Source organism: Pseudomonas sp. B21-023 (assembly GCF_024749165.1).
Classification (GTDB): domain Bacteria; phylum Pseudomonadota; class Gammaproteobacteria; order Pseudomonadales; family Pseudomonadaceae; genus Aquipseudomonas.
The window spans coordinates 2,958,819-2,964,571 of record NZ_CP087190.1 but is presented as its reverse complement, the minus strand read 5'-3'; the positions used below and the strand labels follow the sequence as shown (position 1 = coordinate 2,964,571).

At 65.5% G+C, this 5,753-nt stretch carries 5 protein-coding genes; all 5 read right to left on the bottom strand.

Annotated features, from left to right (window positions below; genetic code table 11):
- Positions 1-3: 3 nt before the first annotated feature.
- The gene (locus LOY42_RS13360) at positions 4-522 is read right to left on the bottom strand and encodes a GNAT family N-acetyltransferase (RefSeq protein ID WP_258597920.1); all 519 of its coding nucleotides are present in this window, start codon (positions 520-522) and stop codon (positions 4-6) included.
- An 83-nt stretch (positions 523-605) separates the two neighbouring features.
- On the bottom strand, positions 606-1,661 hold the full coding sequence (locus LOY42_RS13355; protein ID WP_198754132.1) for a hypothetical protein: 1,056 nt from the start codon (positions 1,659-1,661) through the stop codon (positions 606-608).
- A gap of 33 nt (positions 1,662-1,694) precedes the next feature.
- Positions 1,695-3,506, bottom strand: coding sequence for a hypothetical protein (locus LOY42_RS13350; protein ID WP_258597919.1), 1,812 nt, complete (start codon positions 3,504-3,506; stop codon positions 1,695-1,697).
- Positions 3,507-3,509: 3 nt separating this feature from the next.
- Entirely contained in the window at positions 3,510-4,802 is a 1,293-nt protein-coding gene (locus LOY42_RS13345) for a hypothetical protein (RefSeq protein ID WP_258597918.1), read from the bottom strand.
- Between the two features lie 19 nt (positions 4,803-4,821).
- Complete coding sequence (locus LOY42_RS13340) at positions 4,822-5,745, bottom strand: hypothetical protein (RefSeq protein WP_258597917.1); 924 nt, start codon at positions 5,743-5,745, stop codon at positions 4,822-4,824.
- Positions 5,746-5,753: the final 8 nt, after the last annotated feature.

Genomic DNA, 5,753 nt, shown 5'->3' with positions numbered 1-5,753 from the left:
GGGCTATCCGTGCAGGTCGAGGGTGTAGATGAGGTCGTCGTGCAACGTATTGCGCAGCAGGTAGGCCTGGGGCACACGGCGGGCGAGGGTGAAACCGCACTTTTCCAGGAGCCGGCAGGAGCCGTCGTTGCCGTCGGTGACAGTTGCTTCCAGCGAACCCAGGCCTTTGTCGGCGGCGAATGCCAGGATGGCCCGCAGCGACTCGCTGCCCAGGCCCTTGCCGTGCCATTGCGGCAGCAGCAGGTAGCCGACCTCGGCGTGGCCGGGGCGCAGCACGCGCAGGCCGGTGACGCCGACGTCGCAGCCACTGGCCTTGTCGACCATCACCAGGCACAGCCAATGCTCCGCTTCGGGCGACCACTGCGGCAGGCGGTGTTCGAAACCACGGCGCACTTCGCTTTCCGGCAGTTCGTCGAACACATGGCGCATGGTGTCAGGCTCGCGGTGGAGCCTGAGGAACAGTGGCCAATCGGCTTCGTTCAGGGGGCGCAGGTAGAGGCGGTCGGTGTGCAGCTCCAGCATCCGGTGCTCCTTGCGGGATTGGGGAGGGCAGGGAGTTTTTACGCCGGACGCCGGGAATGTTCAAGGCTTGAATGTACGCCGTATCAAAGCCCCACCCAGCGCACTCTGCCACCCAATTGCACCACCTCGCCCTCTGGCGTGGGCAGTGCCCGCCCCAGCAGCCCCATGCCTTCGCTGACCAACACCCCATCGCGCACCAGGCACAGGTTGGACGGCGTATCCAGGCCTTGGGCAAGCACCGTCACCTGCTCGGTCTGCAGGTTGCAGTGCAGGAGCCTGCCTGAGAAACGGGTGAAGCCGCCATGCCGCGGTTCGCCGTGCCAGTCAGGCGTCAAAGGTTGCTGCACGCTGTCGCAGAGCTCCAGCACCAGCAGGTTGCCGTTGCGATCCAGGGCCAGGCCGGTGGGCAGTTGCAGCCCCTGGACAACCACCTCGATGCGTCCATCGGCTGGCCAGACCCGGATGACCCGTCCGGCCCTGTCTGCAAAGTCGATGCCCTTGCGCAGCGGGTCACCGTGCAGCTCGCCGGAGAACAGACTGATCAGTACCGCGTCCGTGTCGGGTTCGTACACCAGTGTGACGGGCACGGCCTCCTGGCCTTGCTCCAGTTCGGGCAACTGCGCCAGCACGCGCTCGTGCTGGCCATCGACGAACTCCACCAACTGGTTGCTATCGGGCTTGACCGCCAGCCAGCTGTGCCGGGTTGGATGAAAGCACAGTGCGTTGAGGTTGCCGCGGCTGTGGAACACCGGCTCGGGCGGGTTGAACTGCAGGTCGAGCAACCTCGAGCCCTCGACATAGTCGGTCTGGCTGGCCAGGCAGCGTCCGTCACCGCAGGCGATGTCCGACAACCCCATGATTTCGTCGCGCAACATGCGCGCCTGCATGTTCATGGCGCGAAAGCCCTGTGCCAGGGTTTCCCGGGGCATGTAGGCGCCGGGTGAGGTCGGATCCTGTTGCAGTCGGCTGATCCGGCCGCTGAAGGGCTGCTCGGGCAGGCCGGAGCCGGCCTCGGCCAGCAGCAGGCTGCCATCGGCCTGCAGGCAGATGCCGCGTGGGTTGAGCAGGCCCTCGGCGACGAGGGTACTGGGGCGCAGCGTTTCGCGTGGATGTGTGGGTACATGAACAGGTGCAGGCATCGGCTTCTCTCCGTGAGCGAACAGGGGTAGCGGCTACTGCGGTGGCTGCCACGGCTCGCCGGTGAGGTAGGCGCGCAGCAGGGCCCGCTGACTCGGCGACATCGAGCGCACCACCGGCATGAACAGCGTGGTGCCTTTGTAGGCATCGGCGGTGCGGGCGAGGATCGGCCCCTTCGCCGCCATGATCGCGTCGGGCTGGTTCAGCGGCACGTACCGGGACATGGCAGGGAAGGCCAGGTAGTGAAAACGCAGCACATTCGGGTACACCTGCTGCCAGGTGATGGTGCTGCCCGCGGCGATGCCGAAGTCGGTGCTGGCGAATTTGCGGAAGTTGGTGAAAAAACTGCCGGCGGCCAGGCCGTTAACGGAATAGCTCAGGGCGACGAACCCGGCCTGTGCGTCGGTACCGGGCTTGACCTTGACCGGCAGGTTGACCGCGAGCTGGCCGGCGTCGACGACCAGGACCTCGGGCACGTCGAGAAAGTCCCAGTTTTCCGGCGCTCCGTAGTCCGGGCCGGAAGGGCCGGTGTCGAGCGCTATCTTGCTGAGGGTGGTGACCGGGCCACCCAGGTAGCGGACCTGCAGGGTGATCGACAGGCCGTCGGGGTAGTCCTCGGTGTAGACATTGCGCTGGTCGGCGTAGACCCGATAGACCGATTCGCACGCATGCAACAGGGTGCCGGCGACGGCGCCGGGGGCGTCGACGTGCAGCACCGAGGTTTTCGTCGCTTGCTGCTGGCTGGCGTCGAGTGGCAAGTCGACCAGGCCACCATACACGTAGTAGTTGAGCAGCAGGTCGCTGTTCGGATCGAGCGTGGCCAGGGGTACGGTACCGGCGGTGAAGGTGACCGGCCCGTAGTTGGCGTTGGGCCCGATGGGGCTGGTGATGTCGTCGCGCACGGCCCTGAAGGTCTGCTTCGGAATCAGGTTGACCATGTCGACGCTCAGCAGGCCGCTGCTGGCAAGCTCGGCGTAGGCGGTGCCGCCGGTGCTCTGGTTGACCAGCTGGCGTCCGGGCTGGCAGTTGGCGGGCTCGTTGGCAAAGGCCGGGGCCAGGGTGCCGATGACCCGGCCGATGCTCGGGTTTGGGGTGTATCGACCTGCGGCGTAGTCGGCGTCCAGTTGCGCGCTGGTCATCGCCGGGCACATCTCGAACATCACGAAGCGCAACACGATCCCGGTCGCCCCGGGCGCCTGGATGATCGCGCGCAGACCCGGACTGTCGCGGTTCCAGCTGACGATGCTGGTGAGCGGGAAGGTCAGCTGGAAGGTGCCGCTCAGGCGGAACGAGCCCGGCGCGTCCATCGATGCGGGCAACAGCACGCGCTTCTTCACATCGAGGCTGCTGCAGACGGTGTCGCAGCGGATCAGCAGCTGGGTATCGCTGGTGCCGCCGATCTGCAGGCCGCCGACGAAGATCTGTGTGGTGGTCGTCGAGGTCGGGTCCAGGTCCACCATCATCGGGCCAGAGTTGGTTGGCTGGCCGGTCGCCGGGTCCAGCGAGCCAAGCAGGTATACCGGTTGCCCCACCAGGTCACCGCTGGTACTGACGCTGCCTGGGCTGCCCTGCGAGCTGATCATGGCGTTCTGCAGGTCGACCAGGTGTTGCCCGTAATGGTTCCAGCCCCCCGCGGTGTAGTAGTTGCTGTTCGGCGCATTGAGCATGTCGTTCAACTGCTCGTCGGTATAGGACTGGGCCCCCGGTGCCAGGGTCGAGGTGGTCAGGTCGAAGATCGGCCACTCGTCGTTGCCATCGAAGGGGATGGTCGGCGAGTTGTTCGGCAGGCTGACATCGGTGCGGATGCCACCCCAGAAGTTCAGGCGTGGGCCGTTCAGGATGCTCATGGTTCAATCCTCGTCCTTGATGGGTTTGCCCAGGGGCGCATGGGCGAATTTGAACAGGTAGGAGAAATCGGACTTGTACGGGCTCCTGACCGCCGTGGCCATGGAGTGGCAGTTCATGCAGCTGCTGTTGGTCTGGATGTAGCTTTCCATGGTGACGTTGGCCGACAGTGCGGGCGTCGGCTGGCCCAGCGGATTGCCAGGGTTGTCGGGCATCAGCGGGCGCTGGGTGGTGACCAACTGATAGTACCTGAGCACGCTGCGTTGCAGCCCTGGGTCGGCGCGGTAGGCGGCGTTGACCTGTTGGGTGACATCGGCGATCGGGGTGACACGGTTCAGCGGGTTGGGGGTCTGGAAGGTGGTGCCAGGTTTGGGCACGCAGACCAGTTGCGTGCCCTGGGTCTGCCAGTCGCAGGGCGACTGGTTGAGGCTCGCGGCGGGCGCGTCGGCGTTGAAGTAGGAATAGGCGGTGCCGGATGCTGGTTGATCGACCCACTGGCCGCCCACCAGCGCTTTGGGCGGCACGTTGTCGATCTGCTCGAAGGTCGACCAGATCCACTGCGGATAACCCTTGGCCTTGGTGATCACATGCAGGCCCACCAGGCCGAGGTAGGCCTCGGTCACGCCGTTGCGCCGGCCCTGGTCATCGAAGGTGGCCACCCGCGCCAGCATGGTCAGGTAGCGGCTGGCGTTGTCATGGGGGCCGAGGATGCGCCAGCTCGACTTGATCTCGATGACGCCATAGGGGAACTGGATGTTGGGTGCCCTGGATACCACGTCGGCGTTGTAGAACTGGTTGGCGACGATGTAGTCGTAGGACGCCTCGTTGGCCGAGATATCGTAGTAGGTCGGGTTGCCGGCCTGGTCGATCAGCCAGCCACCGACCGCCTGGTCGATGGCGTTGACCAGCGAGCTGTTCTTCAGCGCGGCGATGTTGATGATGCCCAGGCTCCTGGCGCCTTGCGGGGTGTTCCAAGGGCCGGGATTGGCGCCCCCCGGCAGGAAGATCTCGTCGACGCTCTTGTATGTCTGCCAGACGGTGTAGCCGGCGTCCCCAGGCTGCCTGGTGCAGTCCGGGTTGCCGCGTTGGCGGTCCTGTGCCGGCCAGTTCAAGGCGATGAACAGCTGCCAGCTGTAGCGATCGAACTGGTCCTGGCTGGCGTTGGCGGCCGGGGCGCTGCTGGGCGGCTGGCAATCGAGCTGGGTGGCCAGGGACGAGGGCAAGGCCTGTTCCCTGGCCAACGCCGGCAGGCTGGCCAGGCCCAGGGCTATCACGGATAAACGCAGTATGGCTTTCATGGCGATCCTTCGTCGTGGCTCAGGGTTTGCGTTGCATCAGTTTGTTCCACTGCGCCTTGTGCCCGTTGCTCTGCGCCGCTGGCGGCTCGAACAGCTGGCAGGGCGGCGGGTTCGACGGGCACATGGCGGCGACCTGCGCCCAGGTCTTGGCGGGGTCGGGCTTGGCGATGCGAAAGCCGGTGTAGTTCTGGCTGACGATCGGCGCGTTGGCGACGCTGGCGTCCCCGGAAAAGTAGAACGACTGCGGTTGCCGGTAGGGCGGCTGGCCCGTGGCCTTGTTGTAGAAGGCATAGCCGAACAGGATCGGCCCCTGCGGCGAGTCCAGGTCCAGGGCATAGGCTTGCACGCTGGCGTCCAGGTGCTGGCTGCGGGTGGCGCTGTAGGGCAGGTGCTTGATGAAATCCTGCCGAGGCGGGTGGTTCATCGGCGAGAACAGGCAGCAGGCCGGCATGTCCTTGGGCCGGTCCTGCGGGTAGGTGAGGAAGTAGGCCTTGTTGCCCAGGGACACGAACGAGCAGGTGTAGTTGTTGTTCTTGATCGGGAAGATCGGCAGGCAGTACTTCTCGTAGTGCTCCATCATGGCGCCGAAGCCGTCGCCATCGGCTGGAATGTAGGTGGTGTCGTAGTAGCTGGTGCCACGCGAGACGGTGTAGTCGGCCGGGGCCAGGGTGGCCGGCGGGTTGCTGTAGGGCGGTGGATTCTTCTGGTAGTTGTGCATCACCCGGTACATCGTCCAGTCGCTGATCCAGTACGCCGGAAAGAACGGATCGGACGGGTCGCTCGGTGCGCGTTTGGCGATGCAGTTGCCGTTGCTTGCATCGCACCCCAGGGTGTTGTGCACGCCCATGGTGAAGTAGACGGCGCTGTCGTCGGCCTGGGCGACCAGCGAGGGGCACAGCAGCAGGACAAGCAGCAACAGTCGGTCGAGGATGCGGGTGTTCATGGGACACT

Excerpts from the sequence above, each read along its gene's own strand:
- LOY42_RS13350 (WP_258597919.1), bottom strand. The coding sequence starts at position 3,506 with ATGAGCATCCTGAACGGCCCACGCCTGAACTTCTGGGGTGGCATCCGC.
- LOY42_RS13340 (WP_258597917.1), bottom strand. The coding sequence starts at position 5,745 with ATGAACACCCGCATCCTCGACCGACTGTTGCTGCTTGTCCTGCTGCTG.
- LOY42_RS13355 (WP_198754132.1), bottom strand. The coding sequence starts at position 1,661 with ATGCCTGCACCTGTTCATGTACCCACACATCCACGCGAAACGCTGCGC.
- LOY42_RS13345 (WP_258597918.1), bottom strand. The coding sequence starts at position 4,802 with ATGAAAGCCATACTGCGTTTATCCGTGATAGCCCTGGGCCTGGCCAGC.
- LOY42_RS13360 (WP_258597920.1), bottom strand. The coding sequence starts at position 522 with ATGCTGGAGCTGCACACCGACCGCCTCTACCTGCGCCCCCTGAACGAA.